This window comes from Pyxidicoccus trucidator, assembly GCF_010894435.1.
Classification (GTDB): Bacteria; Myxococcota; Myxococcia; order Myxococcales; family Myxococcaceae; genus Myxococcus; species Myxococcus trucidator.
Genome location: NZ_JAAIXZ010000017.1, coordinates 180890 through 207660, shown reverse-complemented (window position 1 = coordinate 207660; position 26771 = coordinate 180890). Strand labels below are relative to the sequence as shown.

Annotated in this window: 19 protein-coding genes and 1 tRNA gene; 7 read left to right on the top strand and 13 right to left on the bottom strand. The window is 69.7% G+C overall.

Features of this window, described 5'->3' with window-relative positions:
• Positions 1-7: 7 nt before the first annotated feature.
• Complete coding sequence (locus G4D85_RS36870; protein ID WP_240359723.1) at positions 8-2794, bottom strand: serine/threonine-protein kinase; 2787 nt, start codon at positions 2792-2794, stop codon at positions 8-10.
• 385 nt (positions 2795-3179) lie between these two features.
• Positions 3180-3620, bottom strand: a complete 441-nt coding sequence (locus tag G4D85_RS36865; protein ID WP_205525864.1) for a hypothetical protein — start codon at positions 3618-3620, stop codon at positions 3180-3182.
• Between the two features lie 281 nt (positions 3621-3901).
• Here G4D85_RS36865 and G4D85_RS36860 point away from each other — a divergent pair, with 281 nt between their 5' ends.
• Positions 3902-5122: a S8 family serine peptidase gene (locus G4D85_RS36860; RefSeq protein WP_164018784.1), complete on the top strand. Its 1221-nt coding sequence runs from the start codon at positions 3902-3904 to the stop codon at positions 5120-5122.
• A 244-nt stretch (positions 5123-5366) separates the two neighbouring features.
• Here G4D85_RS36860 and G4D85_RS36855 read toward each other — a convergent pair whose 3' ends face one another.
• On the bottom strand, positions 5367-6356 hold the full coding sequence (locus tag G4D85_RS36855; protein WP_164018783.1) for an NAD(P)H-quinone oxidoreductase: 990 nt from the start codon (positions 6354-6356) through the stop codon (positions 5367-5369).
• 81 nt (positions 6357-6437) lie between these two features.
• Between G4D85_RS36855 and G4D85_RS36850 the strand changes: the two genes are divergently transcribed.
• The 3 genes from G4D85_RS36850 to G4D85_RS36840 are packed head-to-tail and all read left to right on the top strand — an operon-like array spanning position 6438 to position 8460.
• Entirely contained in the window at positions 6438-6647 is a 210-nt protein-coding gene (locus tag G4D85_RS36850; RefSeq protein ID WP_164018782.1) for a DNA gyrase inhibitor YacG, read from the top strand.
• Positions 6644-7375, top strand: coding sequence for a tyrosine-protein phosphatase (locus tag G4D85_RS36845; RefSeq protein ID WP_164018781.1), 732 nt, complete (start codon positions 6644-6646; stop codon positions 7373-7375). Before G4D85_RS36850 ends, G4D85_RS36845 begins: the two co-directional genes overlap by 4 nt.
• A gap of 17 nt (positions 7376-7392) precedes the next feature.
• A complete protein-coding gene (locus G4D85_RS36840; RefSeq protein WP_164018780.1) occupies positions 7393-8460 on the top strand; it encodes a lysylphosphatidylglycerol synthase transmembrane domain-containing protein in 1068 nt (355 codons plus the stop codon).
• A gap of 87 nt (positions 8461-8547) precedes the next feature.
• Here the strand turns inward: G4D85_RS36840 and G4D85_RS36835 are convergent, their stop codons facing one another.
• The 3 genes from G4D85_RS36835 to G4D85_RS36830 all read right to left on the bottom strand — a co-directional run bounded on the left by G4D85_RS36835 (position 8548) and on the right by G4D85_RS36830 (position 9531).
• Entirely contained in the window at positions 8548-9018 is a 471-nt protein-coding gene (locus tag G4D85_RS36835; RefSeq protein ID WP_164018779.1) for a hypothetical protein, read from the bottom strand.
• Between the two features lie 85 nt (positions 9019-9103).
• Positions 9104-9277, bottom strand: a complete 174-nt coding sequence (locus G4D85_RS49010; protein WP_205525863.1) for a hypothetical protein — start codon at positions 9275-9277, stop codon at positions 9104-9106.
• Positions 9274-9531 carry a ribbon-helix-helix domain-containing protein gene (locus G4D85_RS36830; RefSeq protein WP_164018778.1) on the bottom strand — a complete coding sequence of 86 codons (258 nt, stop codon included), beginning with the start codon at positions 9529-9531 and terminating at the stop codon, positions 9274-9276. Before G4D85_RS36830 ends, G4D85_RS49010 begins: the two co-directional genes overlap by 4 nt.
• 188 nt (positions 9532-9719) lie before the next feature.
• Here G4D85_RS36830 and G4D85_RS36825 point away from each other — a divergent pair, with 188 nt between their 5' ends.
• On the top strand, positions 9720-12080 hold the full coding sequence (locus tag G4D85_RS36825) for a TonB-dependent receptor domain-containing protein (protein ID WP_164018777.1): 2361 nt from the start codon (positions 9720-9722) through the stop codon (positions 12078-12080).
• Between the two features lie 20 nt (positions 12081-12100).
• Positions 12101-12466 (top strand): hypothetical protein, encoded by a 366-nt coding sequence (locus tag G4D85_RS36820; protein ID WP_205525862.1) that lies wholly within the window; start codon positions 12101-12103, stop codon positions 12464-12466.
• 4 nt (positions 12467-12470) lie between these two features.
• On the opposite strand, the gene G4D85_RS36815 is transcribed toward G4D85_RS36820, so the two are convergent.
• From G4D85_RS36815 to G4D85_RS36805, 3 genes are all read right to left on the bottom strand, one after another.
• Positions 12471-14138, bottom strand: coding sequence for a hypothetical protein (locus G4D85_RS36815; RefSeq protein WP_205525861.1), 1668 nt, complete (start codon positions 14136-14138; stop codon positions 12471-12473).
• 70 nt (positions 14139-14208) lie between these two features.
• Complete coding sequence (locus tag G4D85_RS36810) at positions 14209-15552, bottom strand: hypothetical protein (protein WP_164018774.1); 1344 nt, start codon at positions 15550-15552, stop codon at positions 14209-14211.
• A gap of 211 nt (positions 15553-15763) precedes the next feature.
• Entirely contained in the window at positions 15764-18649 is a 2886-nt protein-coding gene (locus G4D85_RS36805; protein ID WP_164018843.1) for a YncE family protein, read from the bottom strand.
• A gap of 314 nt (positions 18650-18963) precedes the next feature.
• Here G4D85_RS36805 and G4D85_RS36800 point away from each other — a divergent pair, with 314 nt between their 5' ends.
• The gene (locus G4D85_RS36800) at positions 18964-21765 is read left to right on the top strand and encodes a winged helix-turn-helix domain-containing protein (protein WP_240359719.1); all 2802 of its coding nucleotides are present in this window, start codon (positions 18964-18966) and stop codon (positions 21763-21765) included.
• A gap of 4 nt (positions 21766-21769) precedes the next feature.
• Here the strand turns inward: G4D85_RS36800 and G4D85_RS36795 are convergent, their stop codons facing one another.
• The 4 genes from G4D85_RS36795 to G4D85_RS36780 all read right to left on the bottom strand — a co-directional run bounded on the left by G4D85_RS36795 (position 21770) and on the right by G4D85_RS36780 (position 26636).
• Positions 21770-22657: a TauD/TfdA family dioxygenase gene (locus G4D85_RS36795; protein WP_164018773.1), complete on the bottom strand. Its 888-nt coding sequence runs from the start codon at positions 22655-22657 to the stop codon at positions 21770-21772.
• A 19-nt stretch (positions 22658-22676) separates the two neighbouring features.
• A complete protein-coding gene (locus G4D85_RS36790; RefSeq protein ID WP_164018772.1) occupies positions 22677-24566 on the bottom strand; it encodes an ATP-binding cassette domain-containing protein in 1890 nt (629 codons plus the stop codon).
• Positions 24550-26394: an ATP-binding cassette domain-containing protein gene (locus tag G4D85_RS36785; protein WP_164018771.1), complete on the bottom strand. Its 1845-nt coding sequence runs from the start codon at positions 26392-26394 to the stop codon at positions 24550-24552. Before G4D85_RS36785 ends, G4D85_RS36790 begins: the two co-directional genes overlap by 17 nt.
• A gap of 168 nt (positions 26395-26562) precedes the next feature.
• A tRNA-Ile gene (locus G4D85_RS36780) sits at positions 26563-26636 on the bottom strand.
• Positions 26637-26771: the final 135 nt, after the last annotated feature.

Below are 26771 nucleotides of genomic sequence, written 5' to 3'. Positions count from 1 at the left end.
GGAGACCTCACTTGAGTGACTTGATGAACGGACTGCCGAGCGAGGACTCGAGGCGCTGGGCACGTTCCATCTCTCGCTCCAGGAGCCGCTGGGTTTCCCTCGTCGCCTTGCGTGCCTCCTCCGCGGCAATCTCCGCGTGGCGCTTCGCGAGCCGGGCTCGCCGCTGGGCCTGCTGGGTTCGCTTCAGGGACGAGCGCAGCGCCACGTTCCTGTGCACCAGCTCGTCGTTGGCGAGCGCGACCTGGGCGCTGGCCTGCTCCGCGCGGAGCTGCGCCGCCTGACGCTCCAGCTCCTTCGCCTGGACCTCTGCCAGTCGCCGTTTCGCCTCCACTTCGGCCGCCTTGGCCATCGACTCGGCGGCGCGCGCCGTGGCCTCGGCGCTCAGGGCCAGCTCGGCCTGCCGTTCCGCCTCCTGCTGCGCGTCGCTGATGACCAGCAGCGCCACCACCGCCGCCACGACCAGCAGGACGAGGACTGTCGTGGAACCCGCCAGCAGGGCCCGCCGGAGCCGCGTGGCCCGGGCCGAACAGGCGAAGACCGCGTCCAGGAAGGCGCGCTGGAGCTCTGGCAGCTCCCGCGGATAGCGCCGCTGGAAGCGCCGCGCCTCGTCCACCATCTCCCCGCGCCAGAGCAGGCCGGTATCGCGGGCCTTGGCCTGCCACTGCCGGGCCGCGTTGCGGAGCTGCTCGATGAAGGCCGCGTCCTCCTGCCCCTCGTCGAGCCACCGGAGCAGGGTGGGCCAGCCGTGGATGAGCGACTCGTGCACCAGCTCCACGGACGCCCCGTTGGCGCCCCCTCCCGTCTGGGTGACGAGCAGTCGCGCCTGCACGAGATGGTCGATGACCTGTCTCAGTTCCCCTGTGTTCCCGGACAGCTCACGCAGCTCCTCCTGGGACACGATGGCGCGCGTGCGCTCGGGGGTCACCAGCCGGAGGAACACGGCCCGCACCAGGTTCCGCTCCGAGGCCGACATCCTGGCGAGCACGCTGTCCGCATGTGTCGCGAGCGCTCCGGTGATGCCGCCCAGCCGTTGGTAGGCGCTCTCGGTGAGCAGCCGCTGCGCGGGGTCTCGAGCCTCCCAGAGTTGCGTGGCGGCGAACTGCAGCAGGGGCAGGGCACCTGGTGTCGACTCCAGGTGCTGGAGCATCTGGTCGACGATGGCAGGCGTCTCGAACCGGTACCCGGCCAGCTCCGCGGGCTGCACCAGCGCATCCCTGAGCCCCTCGCCGTTGGGAGTGCCCAGGAAGAACAATCCCTGCCACAGCTCCGCCATGAACCGCTCGTCCTCGGAGACGCGGTCCAGGAAATCGGAGCGGAGGGAAAGGACGACGCGGATGGGGGACGTGGCGTCATCGGCGATACCGGACAGGCACGCGGTGAAGGCCTGACGCTCCGCGGCGTCGGACACGAGCGTGTAGAGCTCCTCGAACTGGTCCACGAAGAGCAGGATGCGCCTGCGCTCGCGCCGGGCCCGGCTGCGCAGCACCGACCCGACGTAGCCGGGCTGGGCCCGAAGGTGGTCGGCAAGCTGCTGCTGCTTGCGGATGTCCTCCTCCACCGAGAGGGAGGAGGTGATGAAGGGCGCCACCATGCTCGCCAGCGCCGCCAGGGGATTGCGGCCGGGCCGGATGACAAGAGACTCCCAGGGCTCGCCGGAGCGCTTGAGCACGGGCACCAGGCCGGCCCGCACGAAGGACGACTTTCCGGCACCCGAGGGGCCGACGACGCCGATCAACGGCCGGTCCTGGATGCGGTGCACCAGCGCCGCGGTCTCCCGGGAGCGGCCGAAGAAGCGGCTCGCGTCCGCCTCCTGGAAGGAGCTGAGGCCCGCGTAGGGGCTCTCGTCGATGCGGGCCTCGGGGTGGTAGCGCCCGGGCTGGAAGGGCTCCAGGGCGCGCAGCAGTTCGAGCGCGTCCCGGACACGCTCCTCCTTGCGCTTGAGCAGGCAGCGGTCGACGACGCCGGCCAGCCCCTCGGGCACATCGGGAGCCACATCGCGCAGCAGGGGCATGGGCTCGTCGAGCAGCCCGGTAACCATGAGCTGGTGGCCGCGCAGCGGGTCCAGCGGATGCCGGCCCGCGAGCATCCGGAAGAGCATGATACCCACCGCCCAGATGTCCGTCCGGTGGTCGACGGACGCACCGCTGCCCCACTGCTCCGGGGACATGTACGCCATCGTGCCGAGCAACGCGCCCTGGCGCGTGACGTGGACGACCTCGTCGCGTGCGCCGGAGTGCGCGAGGGCGCGAAGCTCCGCCATGACCGCCTTCGGGGACGTCTCGGTTCCCTGCTCCTCGGCGCGGAGCACCTTGGCGATGCCGAAGTCCAGCACCTTGATGGTGCCCGAGTCCGTCACCAGGATGTTATCGGGCTTGAGGTCCCGATGGACGATGTTCCGCTCGTGGGCGCAGGCCAGGGCGCGGAGCACGGGCGTCATCAGCTCCACCGCACGGGCGGGTGGCAGGCGTGGAGGGCTGGCCTTGAGGAGATGGCTGAGCGGCTGGCCCTGGAGAAACTCCAGGACCATGTACGGACTGCCGCCGGCTTCGCCGACTTCATGGATGACGACGATGTTTTCGTGACTGCACTGCGCGGTGGCGCGCGCTTCGAGGAGGAAGCGGCGGGTGAATTCGGAGTCCTGTGTATGCAGGACCTTGATGGCCACACGGCGGCCCAGCCGGGTGTCGCGCGCGAGGAAGACGGTGCCCATGCCACCACTGCCGAGCTGGCGGATGAGCTCGTAATGGTTGATGCGTATGCCAGGCCCCAGTTGGCTGAGGTCGACCCGAGGCATCTGGCCGGGAGTCTTCCTGCTGGCGGCGCTGGCTTCATTCGTTTTCATGGCGGGTCGGCTCCCGGGGCACTCGGTGCCTGGGAAGGGCTGGGACGGGGTGTCAAGGTTTCACGGCAGCGGGTTGCGGCCTCGGCTTGAGGAAGGACAAGCCAGTCCAGACGCAAGGGTTTGCAGCGGCGCGGAGCGCGCCGAGGTCTTACGGTCTGGCGCTGTGGTGCTGAAGCCACGACCAACGTGGGGAGCGTTGGGTGGCTTCCTGCCGGTGAGGGGATGCTTCAGGGGGCAATGATGGCCACTGAAGCTTCCTTGCCTACTTGAACCTTGGGGCAGCGCGGTGTTGTCCGCCCGGCGCGGGGCTGCACTTCAATCCTGGAGCGCGCGGGACCTACTGACCACGGAGCTGCTCGTCCCGATTCTCCTTTATTTGATTTTCTCGCCAGCCCTCGCCCAGGACTCTGTCAAACGCCCATGCAGCCCAGTTCCCCTCCGCGCTGAAATGCTCGTTCTCACGCCTCACGAAGTCGGCGATGTTCTCATCCGTGGCGGGTTTATTGAGCAAGTCCCGGTTTCGCTCGTAGAAGTCCCCAATCTTCCCGGCGAAGAGCTCATTGGCCACGGAGAATGCTGTCTCCAATGTGGGCCGGATCGCCGCGCCCACTGACCCTATGGGAGCCTGACGGGTCACCTCCAGTGCGCGCGCTCGCTGGCCGGGCTTGTTTTGCACGGGGGCGTGCAATGCGCATTGAGTCTTGGCCGCGCTCTTCTTGGCGGCAGCTTCGAAGCGATCTTGGTTGAGCCTGGCCTGAACTGAGTTGACGCCGACCATGCTCTTCTGGCCCGCGGCAGCAGTGCGGCCGGGCGTTCCTGCTGCCTTGGAGGATGACGCAACCACTGCGTGGCCTCTGTCCGACGAGGCCGAAGACCTGCCTGCGTTTGACCCTCGGTGTCACGCGCCAGTTCAACTCGCGACTCTCGGCGAGACTGGAGACCCAGTACACCTTCGGCCAGGGCGGCAGAAGGTTCAGCACCCCGGCCACTGTGCGCTTCACGCCCTAGTCAGCGCCTCTGGTCCCTGCATTGCCTTCCCCACCCGCAGGAGCAACGACCATGAATGTGCTTCGCCGCAGCATCCGCCCCGCCGATGTCACCCGCCCTGCTGCCCCGCTCAGCGCCGCGCGCGCCGCCGCGCGCCCCTCCCCGCCAACCGGCAGGGGCCAGGTCGCCCTGGCCGACGCCCGCTACCGCAGCTCCTTCGAGGCGGGCGACCGCCGCCTGGGCAAGGTGCTCGATGGCCCGAACACCGCCAGGGCCGAGGGCTCGCGAAGCGCTCGCTCGCAGGAGGCCGTGGCGAAGACAGCGGGCCGCTCGTCCAGGACCGCCGACGATACCGTAGCCCTCTTCGATGACTTCGGCCCCGGCAACACTCACGGAGACAAGGTGCGGTACGTCGTCCGGGCGAACAGCCCCTCCACGCGCGCATCCGGCATCCGGCAGGTGGAGGTCGGCACCAGCGGGAGGGGTCCGCTCAACCAGGTCATCGAGCAGAGTGTCTCCGGCTTCCTCGACAGCACCGCCAACGCCATCCAGTCCGTGCTCAGCAACCCCGGGAAGATTCGGGTCATCAACCAGTCGCAGGGCCTCAGCGAGGTGGACATGGCCACGCAGGTCTTCGTCCAAGCGAGGGCCCAGCCTGGAGGCCTTCAGTATCTTGCCCGAGAAATGGGGCTGCCCGAGAACGCCAGCAACAAGGCCCTCCTCAAGGCGCTCGTGGCACGGGTGGACCGCATCTTCGAGACCAGCCCGCGGATCCTCCAGGCCAAGGCCCGCTACAACACGATGTCGGACAAGCTGGAGCGCAAGGGCATTCTCCACGTCGTCGCGGCCGGCAACGAGGGAGCCACGCTGAAAGAGCTGCGGAAGCTGGGCATCCGCGGGGACCGGGACTTCGCGAGGTCGGTGCTCTTCAACCGCAACACCGTGGTGGTGGGGGCCTCCACAGGAGCGCAGCCGGACGGCATCGCCGGCTTCTCCACGCCCAGCCCGTTCGTCACCGTGGCGATTGACGGCACGGACATCCGCGTGGCGGGGAATAACCGGTCGGCGGATGGTACCTCCTTCGCGGCGCCCCAGGTGACGGCTACCATCGCGGAGATGCGCCGCATCAACCCGCGCCTCACCAACGCGCAGGTGCGCAGCCTGCTAAAGCGAGCCGCCACCGACACCTCGGCCCCGCGCATCCTGGAGGGCGCCGGCATCCTCAACCCGGACCGAGCCAAGGAACTGGCCCGGCAGTCGCTCAGCCAGAACGTCCCCGGCCGCGTGAGCTGAGCGCTGGGCCTTCCCCTCACCGCCGAGCGCCGTCGAGACGCGGCAGTGGGGATGAGGTGGGCTCACAGGCGAGTCGAAGCGCACCGGGACGGAGGCGGGCCCGCTCATGGCGGTTGTGGGAACATCCGCTCTCCATCCTTCGAACTGCGCCTCCAGGTGTTGCCGCGCGCGTGTGCTGAGGTGAACATGGGAGCATGAGAAGCGCGCCCGGCCCGCGAGGGTTCGATGGGCCGCCCGGCGCGGCTCACTCCCAGCGCACCACCAGCTTGCCCACGGAGTCGTTGCGCGCCATGCGCTCCAGCCCCTGGCGCAGCTCCGTCATGGGCAGCACCGCGTCCACCACGGGCTTCAGCGCGCCCGAGCGGAACAGCGGCAGCAGGTGCCGCTCCGCGCTCTGTGACAGGGCAATCTTCTCCTCCAGGGGCCGGCTGCGCAGCACGGTGCCCGTGACGCGCAGCCGCTTCACCAGCACCATCCCCAGGTTCAGCTCCGTGGTGGTCCCCGCCACCATCCCCACCAGCATCGCCCGCCCGCGAGGCGCCAGCGCATCCAGCGTCTCCGGCAGATAGTCCCCGCCCACCAGGTCCAGGCACAGGTCCGCGCCCCGGCCGCCCGTCGCCTCCTTCACAGCGTCCGCGAAGCGCGGCGGCGAGGACTCGCACAGCACCGTGCGCGCCACGCCCCACTCGGAGGCCCGCGCCAGCTTGGCCGCGCTGCGCCCCGTGCCCACCACGCGCGCACCGGAGGCCTGGCACAGCAGCGCCGCCGCAGAGCCCACGCCGCTGGCCACCGCGTGAATCAGCACCGTCTCCCCGGGCCTCAGCTCACCCTGCAGCACCAGCGCGTCGTACGCCGTGAGGTACGCCTCCGGCAGTGCCGCCGCGTCCGCGAAGTCCATGCCCTCCGGCATCGGAAGGGCCTCGCGCTCGTGCGTGACGAGCGACTCCGCCCACGCGCCGCCGCCCACCAGCCCCATCACCCGGTCGCCGACCTTGAAGCGCCGCGTGCGCGGGCCCACCGCCGCTACCTCGCCCGCGTACTCCAGGCCCGGCACGTCCGGCGGCACGTCCGGCGGGGCGGGGTAGAAGCCACGAATCTGCAGCAGGTCCGCCCGGTTGAGCGCGGAGGCCCGCACGCGCACCAGAATCTCTCCAGGGCCGGGAACGGGCTCGGGCCGCTCCTCCATGGAGAGCACTTCGGGACCGCCGGGCTCCGTGATTCGCTGGACCTTCATGGCATGGACCTCCTGCGAGAGGCCGGGCACGAAACATCCTGGCTCGCGCGAGCGTCAACGCTTATCTAGAGGCCATCCATCATGAGCGCCTCGAAGTGTTCCATCTGCCAGAAGCCCGTTCCCCCGAGAGGGGAGAACCCCTCCTTCCCCTTCTGCTCCCGCCGCTGCCGCGCGGTGGACCTCGGCCGCTGGCTCGGCGAGGAGTACCGCGTGCCCGACCGTCAGGCGGATGAGCATGAGGACGAGCTGCCCCCCTCCCACCACCCAGACAGGCAGGGCGGAGACGCGTGAGCGGCTTCGTCGACCTGCACTGCCACCTGCTGCCCGGGGTGGATGACGGCGCCCGCTCTCTCGAAGACGCACTGGAGATGGCGCGCGCCCTGGTCGACCTCGGCTTCTCCACCGTCGCCCCCAGCCCCCACGCCCGCCCCGAGTACGCCCCCGTCGAGGTGGTGGACGCGCGCCGCGACGAACTGGCCGCGGCGCTGGCCCGCGAGCGCATCCCCCTGACGCTGGGGCGCAACGCGGAGAACGTGCTCGACGACGCCTTCCTGCGCGGCCTGGGCACGCCCTCGGCGCGGACGCTGGGGCCGGGCCGCTATGCCCTGGTGGAATTGCCCTACACCGCGCCCGTGCCGGCCCTGCCGGACATCCTCTTCCGCATCCGCACCAAGGGCGTGGTGCCCCTGCTGGCGCACCCCGAGCGCTGCCTGGAGTTCGAGCGCAAGGGCCGCGCGGCGGAGGCGGTGCGGGCGGGGGCGCTGCTCCAACTCGACGTGGGGGCGCTCATCGGCCGCTACGGCCCCATGCCGAAGAAGCTGTCCCGGGCCTTCCTGGACGAGGGCCTGTACGCGGTGGCCGCCACGGACCTGCACGCCCCGGTAGGGGCCCGGGACTGGGTGGGCCGCTCGCTGGCCGAGCTCCGGGGTAGGGCAGGGGAGCAGGCCTTCGCCCGTCTCATGAAGGACAACCCCTCCAGGCTGCTGGCCGGTGAGGCGCTGGAGTCTGACCTGGACTGACGGTATACCCGGCCGCCGTGAAACGTGCCGTCAAGCTGCTGGCCAGTCTGCTGGTCACCTTCGTCTTCATGTGGTGGGCCTTCCGTGACACGGACTGGGCCACCCAGATCGCCAGCCTCAAGGCGGCCAACTACGCGTGGCTGGTGCCGTACTGCGGCTGCCTCCTCGCCATCCACGTGTTCCGCACCCTGCGGTGGGGGTGCCTGCTGTCGGGCCTGGAGAAGGTGCCCTTCCGCAAGCTCAACGAGGCGTCCGGCATCGGCTTCATGATGCTGCTGGTGCTGCCCTTCCGCCTGGGCGAGTTCGCCCGGCCCTTCCTCATCGCCCAGCGCAGCTCCATCCGCCGCAGCGCCGCCATGACGTCCGTGGTGCTGGAGCGCATCGTGGACGGCCTGACAGTCGCGGCGATGATGCGCGTGCTGCTCTTCTTCGTCCCCACGGAGACGCCGGAGATCCGCTACGTCAAGTGGGGCTCCTGGGTGCTCTTCGGCGTGTTCGGCGGCGGGCTCGCGTTCCTCCTCTTCGGCCTCTGGCAGCAGGAGCGCACCGTTCGCCTCGTGCGCGCCACCGTGGGCCGCCTGGCCCCGGGCGTGGCCCACAAAGTCGCGGACATCGTCGACACCTTCGTCGGCGCCATGCGGCAGCTCCCGGAGAGGAAGCAGATTGCCCTCTTCTTCCTCTACACGGTGCTGTACTGGGGCGTGAACGGCGCCGGCATGGCCCTGCTGGCCAACGCGTTCGACTGTTCGGGCGCGGCGCCGGGCTCGGCCTGCCAGCCGATGACGCTGTCGTTCTTCCAGGCCTACGTCGTCCTCGGCGTGCTGGTGGTGGGCATCATGATTCCCGCCGCGCCGGGGATGATGGGCACCTTCCAGGCCGCCACCAAGGTGGGCCTCGGCCTCTTCCTCCCTGCCACCGTGGTGAACGCCAGCGGGCTGGCCTACGCCAACGTCATGTGGCTGAGCCAGACGGTGCAGCAGGTGGTGATTGGCCTCATCCTGCTCTCCGTCGGCCACCTGTCCTTCCGGGACATCGCCGGCAAGCTGGACGACAAGGACGGCGGGGCCACGGCGCCCTCCGCCTGACGGCCTCCTGGCGGCCCACGGACTCACGAAAGCAACGGGGCCGCGGCGAGTCCTCGCACGCGGCCCCGGGCTTTTCGGAGGATTGGGTTACGGCGCCGGCGTGGTGGCCTGCTCGGACTGCTCGGCCGGCGCTTCCTTGTTACCCGTCACCACGCCCTTCACCTTCTTCACGGCGGCGGCTGGGTTGAGGTCGCCCTTGATGGTGCCGAACGGAGTCTCAATCTCCTGCTCGCGCTTGACCTTCTGGGCGTGGCCCTCCGGAGCGCAGTACGCCTTCGCGGTGTCGCGCACGGAGACAACGGGCGTGTTCAGGGCGGCCTTCTCGTCGGAGGTGGCCTTGGAGACCAGCTTGTCCTCGCGCATGAGCACGCACCGGTCCTCGCCGTAGTACCAGGCGGTGGACTTGTCGGGGTACTCCTCGGCGCGCGACGGCCCCGTGCCCATCGCCTCCACGACCTGCTGGGACGACATGCCGGGGTACAGCTTGTCGAAGCCGCCCGAGGTCGCACAGCCGGTGGCGACGAAGGCGAGGGCGGCGGTCAGGAAGGGAAGACGCATGGGGTGTGGGAACTCCTGTGCAAGAGGAGTCCCCAGCCTACCCCGTCCTCCGGTCCAGCCTCCAGGGAGGGGCCGGACGCGGGGCTCACAGCTCCTGGTCCAGCCAGCGGACGATGGCCTCGCGGATGGAGGCAGGTCGCTCGGCGGCCAGGCGGGTGCGCGGGGCGCGGACGGCGTCCGAGTCGCGGACCAGCGCGGCGGGGGCCGGCTCTCGGGTGCGAGACGAGAAGGAGCGGGTGCCGAAGGCCACGGCGCTCATGACTGGCCTTCCTCCTTGGGCGTGCCACGGCCGTACTTGCCGAGCAGGTCGTCTACCGCCTCGCGGAGGTACTCGCTCTGGTGGATGCGGGTGCGCCGGGCCAGCTCGCGCAGCTTCTGGACCTGCTCCTCCGGCACCAGGACGTGGGTGGACACGATGTCGGCCTCGGGACCGCGCGCGTCGACGGGGACCTCGGCGGACGCCGGTGACGATGGAGCCTCGGGGCTCAGGGGGCTGGCGCTTCCATCCTGCATCGGACTTCCTCCGGGCGTGGCTGCTACAGGCCGCTACCGACCTGTCCGCGGCATTAGGAGGGCGGTCCGGCGCCCCGTCAAAAAAAGCGTCGGGGGCAGGCAGGCAGGCCCCCTGGCGGGGTGCGACAGGGCCGGAGCGGGCCCGTCTTCCCATGGAGGGAATCCTCGTAGGAGACTCCGGCACCCCCATGCATCTTCGTCCCTTCGTCTTGATGACGTGCTGTGCCCTCGTCGGCGCACCTCTTGTCACGGCCCGCGCCCAGCAGGCCCCCACTCCGGTGGAGCCTTCCTCCACGCCAGCCGACGCGCCGCTCACCGGCGCCTCCGACGCGCAGGCGCCTGAGCCGACGGGAGAGGCGCCGTCCGCGCCTGTCGACCAGGCTCCCTCCACCGTGGTCCCGCTCGAGCCGGTGTCCGTCACCCCGGACGCCTCCGCGGCGCCCGTACCGGGTGAGGCTGTCGAGCCCGAGCTGGGAGTGGAGCCCGTCATTCCCCAGACGGTGGTGACGGCCACGCGGCGTCCCCGGCCGGCGTCCAGCCAGCCGCGCGCGATGTCGGTGGTGTCGCGAGAGGACCTGGCTCGCCGGCCCGCGCGCACCACGCCCGAGGCGCTCTTCGAGTCGGAGGGCGTCTTCCTCCAGAAGACGAATCACGGCGGCGGCGCGCCCATCCTCCGCGGCCTGTACGGGCAGCACGTGCTGCTGCTGGTGGACGGCGTGCGGCTGAACAACGGCACGGTGCGCTCGGGACCGAACCAGTACCTCAACACGGTGGACCCGTTCCTCGTGGAGCAGCTGGAGGTGGTGCGCGGTCCGGGCTCGGTGCTGTACGGCTCGGACGCGCTGGGCGGCGTCATCAACGTGCGCACCTTCTGGCCGCGCTTCGCTTCCGAGGCCACGCCCATTGGCGCCTTGCGCGCGCAGGCGGGCAGCGCGGACGAGAGCCTCCAGGGGCACCTGCGCGCGGGCGTGTCGCTCCAGGACACGGCGGTGGCCGGCGCGCTCACGCTGCGCGACTTCAACGACTTGCAGGGCGGAGGCCGCGTGGGCCTGCAGCAGTACACGGGCTACCAGGAGGGTGACGCGGCGCTGAAGCTTCGCCAGCGTCTGCGGCCGGGCCTCCAGCTCTATCTCCAGTACCAGGGCGTGCGGCAGTCGGACGCGCCGCGCCTGGACCGCTCGGTGCCGGGCGACTTCCGGCGCTTCAGCGACCAGGTGCGCGACTTCGCGCATGCGCGGCTGGAGCACGCGGGCTCGGGGTTCCTGCGGCGGGGCGCCGTGGAAGTCAGCGTGAATCGGCAGGGCGAGCAGGTGGACCGCTTCCGCGTGTCGCGGGACAGGCTGGAGCGGGACCAGGTGGACGTGTGGACGGTGGGCGTGCGCGCCGAGGGCGAGGCCGCGGCGATTTCCGCGCTGCCGGGCGCGCCGGTGCCCATCTTCGGGGCGGAGGTCTTCCACGACAAGGCGTCGAGCACCTTCGGGCGCAGCCCGCTGTCGGAGCCCGAGCTGGACTTCTCCTCCATCCCGGAATCCGCGCGCTACCCGGGAGCGCCCACCGCGCTGGCGGCCGGCGTCTTCGGCCTGCTGTCGAGCGACGTGGAGCGGCCCTTCTCGTACCACGCGGGCCTGCGGGCGCAGCTCCACCACGTGTCGCTGCCCGAGGACGGACGGCTCGCCGCGCTGTTCCCCGATGCGGCGGTGCCGCTGCCCGTGCTGCCGGCCAACACGCAGAACGCGGTGGGTCTGGCGGGAGAGCTGGGCGTGCGTCAGCGGGTGGCGGAGGGCGTCTCGGTGCTGCTCAACCTGGGCTCGGGCTTCCGGGCGCCGAACATCGACGACTACCTGCGGCTGGGCGCCGAGGGCCCGGGCTACCTCGTGCCCGGGGGGGACCTGCACCCCGAGCAGTCCTATACGGCCGAGGTGGGCACGCGCGTGGACCGCGGCCCGGTGGGCGCGCAGCTCTTCTACGCCTACACGGTGGTGGACGGAATCGTGGGCAACGTGCCGACGCTGCTGGACGGTGAAGAGTTCAATCCGGACGGCGTGCCCTACCTCACGCGGCAGAACCGCGAGCGCGCGGACATCCACGCGCTGGAGGCCTCGGTGGCCGTGAAGGTGCTGCCGTCACTGACGCTGGCGACCCACGCCACGTACACGCACACGCGTCAGCGGCGCAGGGACCTCACGGTGGAAGGCCAGCCGCTCATCCTCGAGCCGCTGTCGCGCACGCCGCCGCTCAACGGCCTGCTGCGTGCCACGTGGGAGCCGGGCGAGGTCTTCTTCCTGGAGGGCGTGTCGCGCTGGGCGCTGGCGCAGGAGAACTTCTCGGAGGCGGACCTGCTGGACATCCGCACCTGCGCGGAGGTGCCGGACTGCGCGCGCACCCCGGCGTTCATCGTCTTCCACGCGAGGGCGGGTGCGAAGCTGGGCAAGCGGCTGTCCGCGGCGCTGACGGTGCAGAACCTGTTCGATGCGACGTACCGCACCCATGGCTCCGGCGTGGATGAGCCGGGCCGCTCGGCGGTGATTTCCCTGGAGGCCTCGCTGTGATGCGGATGCGTTGGAGGGTGATGCCCTGGTTGTGCGCGGTGGTGCTGGCCGCGGGTTGCTCCTCGGGCCTGGGCGAGCCGTGCGACGCGCAGAAGGCGTGCCCGGATGACCTGATGTGCAGCTTCCCCAGAGGGGAAGACGGCCCGGCGCTCCAGGGCGTATGCGACTACGCGCTGCGAGGCGAGGGCGAGGCGTGCACGGTGGCCGCCGAGTGCGCGCAGGCGCTGACGTGCTCCAGCCACTTCACGCCCGGGGACCGCTATGGCACGTGCGTGAAGAAGCGCGCGGAGGGCGAGGCCTGCTTCGATGACAGGGACTGCGAGAGCGGCACCTGCGAGGGGGCCTCGGGCGACGCGCTGGACGGAGCCTGCGCGGCGGAGAGCTGAGCCTTCATGGCGGGGTGGAGCCGCGTTCCTGGAGCCATTGGACCAGCTCCACGAACTCGTGCTGGAGCGCCTTCTCCAGCTTGGCACGGTCACCCCATCTCCGTGGGGTGCGTCGCGGGAGGCGCTCCATCAGTTCCGGTAGCGTTGCATCCAGCTCGGCTCGCGTGGGCGCCAACGCCAGCACCGCGCTCCGCATCGCATTCGCCAGGGGAGGCGGGCCCCCCAACACATTCTCCAGGAGCGCGGGCAGTACTCCCACGGCGGGCCGCCCAAGGTTGCCGAGCGCGCGAGCTGCAAGAATCTTCATGAAGGGAATCTGTACCGGGACGGCGTGGCAGCTTCGTGGCGTCTCGGAGTAGAACAGGGTCCGCATCGGAAACAGCGCACCCTCCTGCTCCAGCAGGGCACGCAGGGGCGCGATGGCGGCAGGCTCCCCCCAATGCCCCAGCACCACTGCGACGCCATAGCGCGCGATGAGAGGCAGGGTAGGGCGCTCCATCACTTCCAGCAGCCGTGCGATGCGGGGCCTCTTCTCTCCCTGGAATGGGATGAGCGCCTGCGCCGCGGCTTCGACGCTCTCGCCCGTATCCCGCCCGAGTTCGCGAACGAACGCATCGACGACTTCCTCGCCCATGCCAAACCAGGTGAGGGCGCGTATCAAACCGGCGCGGCCCAGGCCCGGGAGCCGCGAGTCCTCCAGCTCCGCGAGGAGCCGCGGAAGGACCCTGTCGGGAATGCTCCGATACCTGGACAGCGCATCCACCAACTCTTCGGTACACGAATCCCTTCTCGCCAGAAGCTCGCCGTCAAGGGGGGCACCGCTCGGCGCGCGCCTGAGTTCGCCAATCAGCAACTCCGTTACATCAACGCTCTGCTCCGCGAGACGACCCAGTTGTTCGATGAGTCTCCGACGTTCCTCGTCTTGAGGTACCTCCTTCAATCGCACTCCCAGCGTTCGGACCACTTCCGGCGTCTGGTGGGCCATTCGTGGCCGCAGAGTCACGAGGCATTCCATCGCGCGGTCGCGCACCCGCTCATCGCTTGACGATCGGGCCGCGTCGAGGAGTGTCTCCCATCCGCCCGCGGTCTCCAGTGTGTTCTCCAGCAGGACCGCAGCCAGGTGTCGCACGGGAGCCGCTGTATCGGTCAGTAGCGGCTCCAGTTCCGCACAGAAGGCAGGGGTTTCCTTGAAGAAGGTGCGCATGCGGAATCGCTCATGGCGCTCGGCTCTCGTGAAGAGGACTTGGAGTGCGGTTTCTCGCACCTCCATTCGCGGAGACGTGAGGTGCTCCCGGAGCCCCGCCAGGTCCAGGTTCCCCTCCTGGAATGCCGCGACACAGGCCTCGCGTACGCGACCGTCCGGGTCTGCCAGCCCACGCAAGAGGCCCGGAATCCCGGCGGGGAACTGCCCGGGCTTGATGAAGGTCGCCGCGACGTGCCTGGCCCGTGCGTCGGCATGGTCCAGCATGTCAATCATTCGGGAGGGAATGAAAAGGGGCGCGGGACGGAAGCTGTTCAGAAAGACCTGGACATCGCGGGAGCCATGTACCGCCAGCAAGCGGTCGATCGCGGCGGTGCGCTCGGGTTCCGGCGCGTCAAACACGGCGTCGGTCAGGATGGGGATATGCGCGGTATGAGTCGCGTCCGGAGTCAGACTCAACACCTCGCTCAACGTCCGGGCTGAGATCATCCCTGGAGTCTGGCGCCCCGCGCACTCCGGGTGCAACCCCGGCGAGTCCACCTCAGTGCCGCATGGGCGCGGAGACGAGCCGCAGGTACACCATGCCGCCGACGGGGAGCGCGGGGCCGTACTCGCCCCGTAGCGGCTCCGGCACGGGATTGACGCTCACCCGCGCGCCGATGCCGGGGACGAGGTCTCCCCACGTGCCGAGGTTGCGCAGGTAGCCCAGGGACAGCCCCACGGTGTCGAAGGACGAGCCGTGGAAGGACTCGGGCAGGACGAGGTCGTGGTCCGTCTTCTCCACGTACTCCGCGCGCCCGAAGAGGACGTTGCGGCCGTCGAGGTCCAGGGTCGACTCCACGAGGAAGGCGTTGGTGTCCCCGGAGTGCTCGCCCACGTTGCGGCCGAAGGCGGCGGTCGTGGCCCAGTGCCCGGCGGTGCCCACGGGCCGGTGGTACATGGCCGAGGCGGTGAGCCGGTGCAGGGGCTCGTCGGGCTCCAGCGGGTCGTGGCTGGGCAGGTAGCCGTAGGACACCTGGGCGCTCACGTGGCGCGTGGGGTTGGTGGTGAGGCGCACCGCGAGGGAGTCGGGGACGCGCAGGTCGAAGTCCCAGCGGTTCTCATCCGGCTCGCGCCCGTTGAACCAGGACAGCTCCAGCTTCGCGGTGGGGGTGAACAGCGCGGCGGTCAGCACGCCAAAGCTGATGTGCGAGGAGTCGAGCCAGTGGTGGCCGATGGCCGCCAGCGGGTCCGCCGCCGCGGACACGCGGTGGGGTGAGGCGACGGGGCCAAGGGCGGGCTCTCCCACGGGCGCGGCATAGAGCTGCAGGCCCCAGCCCGGCGCAAGTGCCTGCGTGTACGTCACGGCCGCCTCCATGAAGAGGTCATGCGGGTGCTGCCGGTCATGGAGCCGCTCGCCCGCGTACGTCTCGCCGCTCTGGAAGAGCAGGGGGTAGCCCCTGCCGCCGGCGGTGAGGGGCTCGGGGCTGAGCATCAGCCGGAGGCCGAGCCGACTGTCCTCGCCCAGTGGGCGCTGCGCCATGAGCATCAGCCAGCCCGTGCCGGCGAAGCGCCGGGCGCCACGCTCGCTGCCCTGTGCCACGTACCCTCCGAAGAGCTGCTCGTGGAACATCAAGCTCCACCGGCCCGAGGACAGGTGGGAGCCGGCGTGCGGCGTGGCGTCCGGCTGCCAGGCGGTGCCGGAGGCTTCCCGCGCCATGGGCAGCGAGAGGATGTCCGGCACGTCGCTGCCCACGGAGGACGTGGCACCGTGGCCATCGGTGGCACCTGCGTGCCCGGCGTGAGGAGCGGGGTGGCTCGCGTGGGGAGGGGTCGCCTCCGTGGCATGGGCCTGGAAGGCCAGGAGCAGTGCGGCCAGGGTGGCGGAGGCGGCGGGAGCGCGCATGGTGAAGCCCTTTCGTGCGGCACACCGCGAGGCGGCATGCGGCGGTAGCGGTTCACCCACGCGAACGAAAGAGGCCCGGAGCTCTTACAGGTGCCATGCGTCACCCGTGCCTCGCCCAAAACAAAACCCCGCCCCCGGCAACCCGGGGACGGGGCATGTGCGTCAGGTCGGCACCCACTGCTCGCGGGTGGGCGCCCGCGGGGCGTGCCGGCTACCGGCCGTCGAGCGTGCCGTCCAGGTTCCGGTCAATCGCGATGCGCGTACCGGAGCCCGGGGGAACGGCGGTGAACGTCACTTCCTGGCCCGCCGTGTTCGCCAGCGCGCGCAGGGCCGCGGTGGTGATGTTCGCGCTCCCGTCGTCGGGCTTCCACGTGCCCGGCGTGCGCTCGTACAGGTAGCCCTTCACCCGCCCGGCCACGGCCACCTTCGCCACCAGGTCGGCCTCGAACGTCGCGCCGCCCAGAATCTTCGAGGCGAACGGCGCCCGGGCGCGCGCAATCAGCAGGTCGATGCGCGAGCCGACGGTGGAGGCGTTGGTGTTGGTGAGGGTGATCTGCTGGCCGACGATGGGCGCCAGGTCGGTGTCGGCCGCCAGCATGAAGGCCTCCACGTTGCGGCGCTGGGTGTCGTTCTGGAAGCCCACCAGCGGGCCACCGATGCTGGTGTTGGTGAACACGATGGCGCTGAAGAAGCGGAACAGCGTGTCCACCGCGCCGTCGTTCGTGAAGCCGAAGCCGCGGATCTGGTCCCCCAGCTGCCCCGACTCGGGGTGGGAGAAGAACCGGCTGTCCGGGAAGCCGAACATGCCGACCTTCGTGTACATGTTGCGCACGTGGGGAATCTTCACGATCTGGGTGATGCCCTCGAAGCTGCCCTTGCCGTCCGTGCCGAAGAAGCCCTGGGCCCCATCGATGGTGTGGCAGCCGTTGCAGTTGAAGCCGTTGTCATCGCCAATCGCGATGCCGTCCACGCGGCGGCTGCCGAAGTAGAAGTCACTGCCCGCCTTCTCCGAGGCGGTGAGCGAGTTGTCCAGCCGGCGCACGGGGCTGGGCGGCAGCTGCACCTGGAGCTGGAAGGCGGTGAACTTGTTCATCTCCGCCTCGGTAGGCATGGACGCGCGGCCCAGCAGCCCCTCGAAGGCCACGATGAAGTTCTTGAACGACAGCTCCTCGTTGTACGGGTCGCTGCCGAAGAAGCCGTCCGCGCGGTCCCCGCGCCAGTGCATGGCGCCCGCGTTCGTCATGCCACGCAGGGTCTGCGTCGTCATGGGGCCCTTCATGGGGTGGAAGGAGTGCTGGTCGCCGGTGCCGTTGACGTCCGAGCCCGGATGGCCGGTGAACGTGCGGAACAGGCCAATCTCGAGGTCGCTCGACAGGCGCAGCTCGATGGGGTTGGTGGTCACCACGTCGTCCGGGTTGCCCAGGTCCCAGGCCAGCTCGTCCTTGTCGCCGAAGATGTGGCAACTGGCGCAGGACGCCTCGCCGTTGGCGGAGGAGAAGTTGGCGTCATAGAGGAACGGACGGCCCTGCACCACGGAGGCCGGCTCCGGGTTGAAGAACGCCGCCGAGGCCACCTGCGCCTTGGTGGCCAGGTCGATGACCTTCACCGCGTTGTCGAAGCGGGTCATCACATAGAGGCGGTTGCGCGCCTCGTCCAGCACCAGTCCGCTGGGGCCGCCGCCGCTGACGGGGATGTAGTTGGCGCTCGCCGTGCGGGGGTCGAAGGTGTTGGCCTCCAGCGCCGCGGTGTCGAAGACGCCGACCTTGCTGGAGCTGAACGCGGCCACGTACAGCTTCGAGCCGTTGCTCGACACCACCATGTCCGTGGGGGTGGAGAGGCTGTGGTTCTTGACCGAGGGGTCGAAGCCGGGCTTCCCGGCCAGCTTCGAGTAGTCGATGTGCTTGTTGAGGTGCCGCGGGGCGACGGCGCCGCCGGAGATGACGGTGATGCGCATCTTCGCCAGGTTGCCCTGCACCGTGCTTCCGCCGAAGGCGCCCGGGCCCTCGAAGCGCGTCAGGTTGTTGGCCTCGCTGTTGGAGACGTACAGCGCGCCCGTCCTCGGGTTGGTGGCGAGGTTGAAGAGGGTGGTGCCGACGCCGGTGTAGAAGGCCGTCTCCTGGAGGGTGTCCGCGTTGATGGCGAACACGTCCTTGTCCGGCAGGCGGAAGCGCACGCCGTTGTTCCAGTTGCGGCCGAGCGTGTCCTCCCACCGGTTGGCGGACGGGTTCCACTTGACGATGAGCCCCGTCTCCGGCGCTTTGGCACCCTCGACGTTGGTATTCGGACCGGGCAGGCCGCCCGGCATGAGGTTGTTCCCCCACGGGTAGGTGTCGGGGAAGGAGAGACACGGGATGTTCTCGTAGAAGCCGTCGCAGACGGCATCAAAGCTGAGGGTGGTCGTCTGGTTGCCGGACTGGGCAATGGCCGCATAGACGGTCTTCTTGTCCGGGCTGACGGCGAGGCCGCGAGGCGTGTCGCCGAAGAGCGTCACGATGCGCAGGGGCGTGCCGCCCAGGGTGGTGCCCAGCGACGCCGGGTTGAAGACCCAGACGTCCGCGCGGCCCACGCCCGCCGTGGTCAGCTTCGAGTCACCCGCGCCGGGGACACTGGCGATGGACGGGTCCGTGCGATGTTGGCCGCGGTGCGCCGTGGTGATGAAGGCATATCCGCCGGTGCCGGCGAAGACGACGTCGCGCGGCTCGTCACCGACGAGCAGCGTGCGCACCACGCGGGGCGTGCCGCTGAGGCTCACCACGCTGATGCTGTCCGACAGGTGGTTGACCACCCAGACTTCCGTGTTGCTGCGCGCGGCGACGGCGACGGGCTCCATGCCCACCGGCACCTCGGCGGCGAGCGTCAGGCCGGCGCTGGTGATGTTGAAGATCTCCAGCCGGTTGTCCGGGGTATTGACGGCGAAGAGCTTCGTTCCGTCCGGAGAAATCGCCAGCGGCCGTACGTGCCCGCTGTCGAACTCGATGAAGGAGGGCGCCTGCGCGGCGGCGCTGGATGAGACCAACAGCGACACGGCGGCACACAGCGAAACTGCCCGAGCGCGCCACCAGTTCCTGCTCACGCCGACTTGTTGGGTACCCACGATATGGACCTCCTGACAGAACGGGGAAGCGATGCTGTCCGGGGAATACCAGGGCAGTCCGCGACATCGCCCCCACCGAAGGGAGGGGGAGTGAACGACTCCGGGGCTCGTGAAGCCGGGCTTCAACGCGGCGCGGTGTCAGTGAGTTGGTACTTGTGCAGCAACGTTGCGTTTGAGTTGGCCCAAGGGGCCGTGAAGGGCTGCCTCGCGACGCGTCGCGGTGTGCCCTGGGCGACACTTCGCCCGCACGGGCGGGGGTCAAGGCGTTCTGCGTCCATGGTCTACTGATTCAGAAATCAGCCATGGGGAGAGCACCTATGCGGAGCCGTCGAAACGCCATGGGGAGCCGTCAGCTGCCCTCGCCTGTCGCGCCGGGCGCCGCGGAAGGTGCGGCGCCGCTCGGTGAGCATCTCTCGCATCTGCTGCCGACGAAGCTCTCGCCTCCGCAGACGGCGTCGGTGCTCGTGACGAGGAGCGCGCCCCTGCGGCGAATCGACCGGGGCATCAGCGGAAAGCTGGTGCTGGTGACTGCGCCACTCGGCTCGGGCAAGACGACGCTGCTGACCCAGTGGTACCGCGAGGAGCGCGTACCGCACCTGCGCGCGTGGCTGTCACTCGACGAGCAGGACAACGCGCCCGAGCGGTTCTTCTCGTACCTGGTCGGGGCCATCCGCCGGGTGGCGCCGGACTTCGAGGCGTATATCGCGAGCCAGTTGGACGCGCAGGTGGCGCTTCCGCTGGACCATGCCACGACGGTGCTGCTGCGGAGCCTGTGGAACCTGGGGCGCGAGCTGGTCGTGGTGCTCGACGACTTCCATGTGCTGCGCGAGCAGGCGCTGGTGCGGGCCTTCTCGTACCTGCTGGACCACTCGCCGCCGCACATCCATTGGATTGTCGCTTCGCGCCACCCGCCCGAGCTGGACCTGGCGAAGCTGAAGCTCACCGAGCAATTGGTGACGCTGGACAGCAGGGATTTGGGCCTGGACGGCGAGGCCATCCGTGAGCTGGGCCAGCGCCTGTGTGGCACCGCGCTGTCGTCCGAGGACGTCGAGTACCTGCGCTCGCGCACCGAGGGCTGGGTGGCCGGCGTGAAGCTGGCGCTGCTGTCGGCGGGCGAGCACGCGAGCGTGAGCGACGCGCTGAGGAAGGCCATCGGCTCCAACCACGATGTGGCGCGCTACCTCGCGGACGCGGTGCTGCGCGAGCAGACCGACGCGGTGTACGAGTTCCTGGTGCTGAGCTCGGTGGTGGACCGCTTCAACGGAGAGCTCTGCAACGCGCTGCTGGGCATCACCCACGGGCCGGCGATGCTGTCGGACCTGGAGCGGGGACAGCTCTTCATCCAGCCGCTCGACACCCGGCACCAGTGGTACCGGTACCACCCGCTGTTCCTCGACTTCCTGCGCACGCAGCTCGCGTGCGACTTCGGGGACCGCGTCCCGGGGCTACACCGTGCAGCGAGCGTGTGGTTCGCCGGGCACCAGATGCCGGACGAGGCGCTGACGCACGCGTTTGCCTCCGGCGACCGGAGCTGGTGCCTGGAGCTCACCGCGCGCTGCGTGGAGGCGTGGATGCGCGAGGGGGAGCTGGCCCCGGTGCTCCAGTGGCTGGCGAGGCTGACGGGGGAGGAGATCATCCGATCGCCGGCCCTCTGCGTGGCGCACATCGCGTGCCTCATCCTGTCCCGGCGCTTCGCGCACGCCACGGCCGCGCTGCAGGACGCGCAGCACCGCGTGGCAACGGCGCCCGCGTCGTCGGAGCTGGAGCGCGAGCGGCTGTCGAAGCAGCTCGAGCACCTCACGCTGCTGCACGCGGTGCTGTCCGACTCGGCGCCGGGCACAGGCCTCGACCTGGATGCGTCGTCGGGCTACGAGGAGCCGGACGTCTTCATGGCGGGCGCGGTGCTGGCGGCGAAGGCCTACCAGGCGCTGCGGATGAACCGGTTCGATGCGATGCGCCGGCTCGCCTTGAGCGCGCGGGAGAAGCTGCAGGAGCACGACAACCCGTTCCTGGTCGGCTACACGGACGCCCTCGTCGCCCTGGCGGACCGGGCGCAGGGGAACATGAAGGAGGCGGCCGAGCGCTGCGAGGCCGCGTTCGCGAGCGCGAGCCTCGGGCGGCGCAACCCGGTGTGGGTGAACGCGGCGACGGCGCTGGCCAACACCCGCTACGAGCAGAACCGGCTCGACGAGGCCGAGGCGCTCTGCCTCGAGGCCCTGCCGCTGCTGCCGCAGGCGCCCGCGTTCGAGACCTTCGCGCTCGCCTACTTCATGCTGGCCCGCATCAAGTCGATTCGGGGAAATTACGCCGAGGCCTACCGGCTGCTGGACTATCTGCACAGCGTCCTCGAGGCCAGCCAGCAGACGCGCTTCCTGGCCCACGTGTGTGGCGAGAAGGTTCGGCTCGCGCTGGTGGAGCAGTCGCCCGCGCGCATGAAGGCGGTGGCGCAGGAGTTCGGCCTGGGCGAGCGGATGCGGCGAGGGGAGTGGAGCGAGCGGCGCTTCTACGACGAGACGTGGGAGCGGCTCGGGCTGGCGCAGGCGTGGGTGCTGATGGCGCGCGGGCGGCATGGCAAGGCGCACGCGATTCTGGAGACGCTGCGCGCCAGCGCGCATGACGTGGGCTACGTGTCCCGGGAGAGCGCGCTGCAGGCCGCCATCTCAGTGTGTCACTGGCGCGCGGGAGATTCCGCGGGGGCGTTCGCCGCGCTCAACCGGGGTCTGGCGCTGGTGCAGCGGTTCGGCTTCAACCGCGGCGTGTTCGACGAGACGCCGGGCTTGCAGGAGGTCATCGTCGCGGCGGCCACCCAGCGGAAGCTGAGCTACGTGCTGCCCGCCCGGTACGTCGAGCGGTTCCAGGACCTGCTCTCGGTGGGCACCACCGGGCCTGGTGAGTTCGCGGACCCGCCCAGCGCACCGCTGGAGCCGCTCACCGAGCGCGAGTTCCAGATGCTCAAGCTGCTCGCGCAGGGACTGAGCAACCAGGAGATCAGCGAGCGCTCCAACGTGGCGCTCTCCACCACCAAGTGGCACCTGCGGAACGTGTTCGCCAAGCTGGACGTCACGACGCGCACGGCGGCCATCGTGAAGGCCCAGGAGCGGCTGCAGCGGAACCTGTGAGGCGTCAGCGCCGGAAGCGCGAGTAGCGCACGAAGAGCTGCCGCGCCGGATCCTCGAAGGCCTCGCGCGCGTGCATGACGCGCGTGTTGTCGATGATGAGGACGTCGCCCGTGCACCACTCGAGCCAGATGGCCGAGTGGTACACGGCCTGGCGCACCTCGGTGACGAGCCAGTGGTCTATCTCCGAGCCGTCCTCGAACCGGTGGGAGCGAGGGGAGTCGAGCAGGCCCGCCAGGAACACCGGCTCGCCGCAGATGCGCCCTGGCCGGATGGCCTTGTATTCGTACCGGTAGGACAGCCGCTGCTCCTCGTCGAACTCGAGCAGGGCGAGCGTGCCGCCAGGAGGGAAGGTCTCCAGCCAGCGCCGGGCTGTCTCGGGGGTCGTGACGCCCGGGATGATGGACTGCCAGACCGCGGGCGCGACCGCGGTGCACTCGAAGCGGAACGCCCGCTCCTCGAACGCGCGCCGGGTCGTCGCCGTCAGACGGGCAAGCACCGCGCGGCCATCGACGAGGCCGGTGCGGCCACGCCCGTCCGTGGGAGCCCGGGCGCAGTACATCCAGAAGGCCTCGGGCGAGGCGGGGTTCTGCGCCATCTCGAAGTGGAAGTCGATGGCCCTCGCCCCACGGTTCACCGTGGCGTAGGTGCGCTCGCCGTCCACGTAGTCCCGTAGCTTGAGGTTGGGGTGGACCACGAAGGCGTCACCGCCACGCTCGGTGAACTCGCGGAAGCCCTTCTCGTCCACGGCGTAGCCGCGCAGCAGGACCGCGCCCCCGTCGGGCCGCCGGAGGCGCTCGAACAGCGGCTCCCAGGCCAGGTCGGCGAGCGACTCCCCCTGGCGGGCCTCGACGACGTGGCCGAAGCCCGCGCCCAATGACGTGTGAGTGGTCATGGCATTGCCCCTTCATCCATCAGTTGAGCTCCGCGGAGCTGAATACGGGAAGGACCTTCTCGGGACGATCCAACATGCGCAGCTCGCCCTTGTGCAGCCAGAGGATGCGGTCGCAGTGGGCGAGTGTCGAGAGGCGGTGGGCGATGATGAGCTGGGTGCGGTCCGCGAAGAACTCGCGGGTCGCCCGTACCAGGACCTCTTCCAGCTGCGGGTCGACCGAGCTCGTCGCTTCGTCCATGACGACGACCGGGGAGTCTTGCAGGAGGCAGCGGGCCAGGCAGAGCAGCTGCTTCTCGCCAGCCGAGAGGTTGCGTCCGCGCTCCTCGAGCCGGGCCTCCAGGCCCTTCGGCTGACTCCGGAGCCATTCCCCCAGGCCGACCCGCTCCAGCACGCGGACCAGCCGCTCGTCGTCGTGGGCCTGGGTGAAGTCGAGGTTCTCCCTCAGGGTGCCGCGAATGAGCGTGGGCTCCTGGGAGATGAGGGCGATGCTCCTCCTGAACACGTCGAGGTCGATGCGGCCCTGGGGTTGGCCCTCGCGGCCGGTCTCGGGCTCGGCGCCATTGATGAGGATGCGCCCGCGCTCCAGCGGATAGAGCTGGAAGAACGCCTGGACGAGGCTCGTCTTGCCGCTGCCCGTGCGCCCGATGATGCCGACCTTCTCGCCGGGCTGGAGGCTGAAGGTGAGCCCCTTCAAGACGTAGGGCAGCTCCGGCGCGTAGCGGAACCAGAGGTCTTCGACGGTGACGGAAGCGCCGCCGGCAGGCGCGAGGCCCGTCTGCTTCAGGGCCTCTTCCTCACCCGGCGCATGCACCTCGTGAGCGGTGGGGAACCTGCGGGTGGCGGGCAGCTTCGCGCCCGGCTCGAGCTTCCGCCGGAGGTAGTCATCGAGCCGCTCGATGCCCGTCAGCCCGTCCTCGAACTGGGTGAGCCATTCGAAGAGCATCCTCAGGTTCATGCTGACGAGGACGATGAAGGTGAACGCCACGCCGATGGAGCCGACGCTGACGACGCCCTTTCGCGCGAGCCAGTAGCCGAGGAGGCCGGTGCTCAGGAGGAGGAGGGAAGTGAGCGCGCTCATCTGCATGGAGAAGCGCAGGGTCACGCCCGTGGTCCGCAGCCGCTGGTCGAGGTGGCGGCCGTCCAGGCTCCGGAAGCGCTCCAGGAAGGTGGCCTGGCGCCCGAAGGTGCGGATGGTGCTCGCGCCTTGCGTCGTCTCCGTGAAGTGGGCAATCGGCGGCGCGCGGCTCGCCGCCAGCTCGCGCCGCTCTTCCCGGAGCCGGTCACGGTTGAGGCGGTACACGGCGAAGTACGCCACCCCGATGACCACGAGGGCCGGCAGATGGACCGGGTGGGCGGCCGTGATGAGGAGCAGCGCGCAGGCGAGGTCGAAGACGAGCGCGAAGAGCTCGGCCAGTGGGCCGCCGAACAGCCGGAAGATGTTCGCGTAGTCGCTCGAGAAGCGGGTCACGATGTGCCCGGTGGGCGTCGTATCGAAGAACCGGAGCGGCAGGCGTGAGGTCCTGAGCGTCACCTCGTCATAGAGATGGCTCATCGCGATTGCCGACAGGCGCGAGAAGCCGATGCGAAAGAACGCGGTCAACGCGAAGCCAGCCAGCGTCGCCGCGGCGAGGAGCTTCAGGAAGTCGGTGTCGCTGAAGTGCGCGAACAGCGCCGGAACAGGCTTGCAGGGGGCCTGGCTACCGAAGCGGTCGCAGTACGTGTCGGCCCAGACGCCAATCAGGTTGGCATTGGACAGCAGCAGGAGGCGCCCGAAGAAGCCACCGACAAAGAGCAACAGGATGCGGCCAGCCATGGGCCGGTAGGCGAAGAAGAGCGTCTCGAACACGTCGCGTGAGTACCGCCCGCGCAGGGCGCGCTCGTCGCTGGCGTGCTCACCGGGCCGGGACATCCGCCCTCCGCACGTCCGGCCCGGTCACGGACTGCTGCGTGTTATCGGACACCGACGTCACGAGCTCCCGCATGCGGCGGGAGCTCTTCATGAGGTCCGCGAAGGTGCCTGCCTCGGAGATGGCTCCGTCCTCCATGAGGAAGACGCGGTCCACCCGCTCGAGCACGGACAGCCGGTGGGTGACGAGGATGCGCGTGCGGTCCCTCCAGGCGCCTTCGATGAGCTCCTCCAGGAGCCGGCGCTCGGTGTCCACGTCCACGGCGCTCAAGCAGTCATCGAGGAGCACGATGGGCCGGTCGAAGTGGTAGGCGCGCGCGAGCGAGATCCGCTGCCGCTGTCCTCCCGAGAGATTGACGCCACGCTCTCCAATCCGGGTGTCGAGCCCCGGTCCGTGGACCTCGTCGTCGAGTCGGAACTGGCAGGTCAAGAGTGCTTGCTCGACGCGATTGTCGGAGTCCAGGGACGGCTCGTACTGGAAGACGACGTTCTCCCGGAGCGAGGCGCTCATGACGAAGCCCTCCTGCGGGACGAGCGCGAAGTGGCGGCGGCGCGCCTGGAGGTCCAGCCCGAGGGCGTCGACCGAGCCAATACGCAGGCTCTCGAAGGTCGCGCCTGTCTCACCGAGCAGCGAGAGCAGGAGGAGCGACTTCCCGCAGCCCACCTCTCCGACGATGGCGACGAACTCGCCCGGCTTCACCTCGAAGTCGACGTCCTCGAGGAGCTTCTTGCCGTTGATGGTGAGGTTGAGCCCGCGCGCCGAGAGGGCGAGGGCGCCGGCGGGAAGGGGCCCTGCCTCGGGCTCATCCTGCTCGGGAGCGCGCGTATCGGCGTGACGTTCGAGGAACGTCTCGAGCCCTCTCATCCAGGTGAGCGATTCGAGCAGGAAGGTGAAGAGCCATGGAATCTCGCGGAAGGCGCGTGACAGGAATGCGCCGAAGATCCACAGCATCATGAAGAGCTCTCCCGGGGTGACGCGCCTCTCGCTCAGGTAGATGAGGCTCGCGATGCCGGTGAGGTTGATGATGAAGTTGAGTGAGGAGCCGAAAGTGACGATGAGCTGGCCGTTGACGACCATCGCGAGACGGTTGCGCGTCTCCTCCTCGCGCTTCGCGAAGATATTCTTCTCGTAGCCGGCGACCCAGCCAAGGACCCGGAGCAGCCGGATGGACTGCACCCACTCGCTCACGAGGGCGGTGCGCTCGGCCGAGAGCTGCTTGAAGCGCACGAGGAACCGACTCTGCCGGGCCGCCAGGACGAGGGTGAGCGAGATGATGACGCCCATCACGGAGAGCGTCGCCCAGAGCGGAATCCCGCAGACCCAATGGATGACCAGCGGCGCCAGGACCAGGTGGAAGCCGATGAACGAAGCCATCGGAAGGACCTGGGTAATGAGTGCGGAGGCGCCCGCCACGTTGCTGGCGTAGAGCGCGACCACTTCGCCCGTCGGAGTCGCTTTCGCCGAGTCGGACCGGAGACAGAGGGCCTTGCGGTAGAGCCGCTCCGAGAAGAGGCGCTGCACGAGCGTGCCTTCACGCGTCGCCGCATAGCCTCCGGCGAAGCCGAGCGCCTGTGAGACGAAGGCACAGAGGGCTGCGGCGGTGATGGCCGCCAGCGGGGAGACGGATTGGAGCCAGTCGACCCCAGCGTGGGGGGCCCGGGTGGAATCCGAGGCCAGGAGCCCGTCGATGAAGACCTTCTGGAAGACGGGGCTTGCGACTCCGACGACCGCGCTGCCCAGCGCCAGCGCCAGGATTTCGAGCCGCCGTCCGAAGCGATGCCGCAACGACAGCAGCAGCAGGGACTCTGGCTGGCGAGGAGTCGAAGTCACAGGGGAAGAGAAGGGCAACCACCGACCGAGCGCAGCGGCATGGGCAGTCCCTGGCAGCGGCTGACTGATGGAGCCGAGCAGGCTTGCTACCGCGGCTCCAGGGAAGCCCGAGCCCCTGCGGGCAAAGAAAAACCCCGGAATCACTAGAAAAAGTGACTCCGGGGCTTGTGGCCAGGGTCGGACTTGAACCGACTACCTGCGGATTATGAGACCGCCGCTCTAACCAGGTGAGCTACCTGGCCGCAAAGTGACGCCCGTATAGCGGGACAGGGACGCCGCTGCAAGGGCTTCGAAGCGGGATAACCCCAGTTGGCCACGGTCTTCTTCCGCGCCTTGAGGGTGTAGGGGGCCTGCAGGGCCGGGGCCCTGGCGGAGAG